This is a genomic window from Oceanospirillum sediminis (genome assembly GCF_014164585.1).
Taxonomy (GTDB): domain Bacteria; phylum Pseudomonadota; class Gammaproteobacteria; order Pseudomonadales; family Halomonadaceae; genus Oceanospirillum; species Oceanospirillum sediminis.
Genome location: NZ_JACJFM010000175.1, coordinates 1 through 404 on the forward strand (window position 1 = coordinate 1; position 404 = coordinate 404).

Annotated in this window: 1 protein-coding gene; it reads right to left on the bottom strand. The window is 36.9% G+C overall.

Going from position 1 to position 404, the window contains the following annotated elements; translation table 11 throughout:
• On the bottom strand, positions 1 to 404 hold a 404-nt coding region (locus tag H4O21_RS28290), incomplete at both ends, for an NAD(P)H-dependent oxidoreductase (RefSeq protein ID WP_182812511.1).

The window sequence follows — 404 nt, forward strand, 5'->3', positions numbered from 1 at the left end:
CCCTAAAAATGGAAAATAGCTTACCGCTGCTTTTAAAACAGTAGCTCCACCGCGACCACCAGGTGAGGTTGCCATTAAGAAGGTGGGTTTGTCTCGCCATACTTTTACATTAGCACGAGACAACCAGTCTAAGGTGTTTTTAAATACTGCTGTGTATGTTCCGTTATGTTCTGCCAGCGCTATTATAAATGCATCAGCGTTATCTAATAACTCATTGAGTTTTTTTACGGCTGTTGGTATGCCATTTTCAATTTCATAATCGACTCCATACATTGGTAGGACATAATCGTTTAAGTCGATTGAAATGATTTCTACATTTTCTAATAAGTTGGAAGTATATAACAACAAACTTTTGTTGATAGAGTTCTGACTATTGCTTCCTGCGATTGTGATTATTTTTTTCA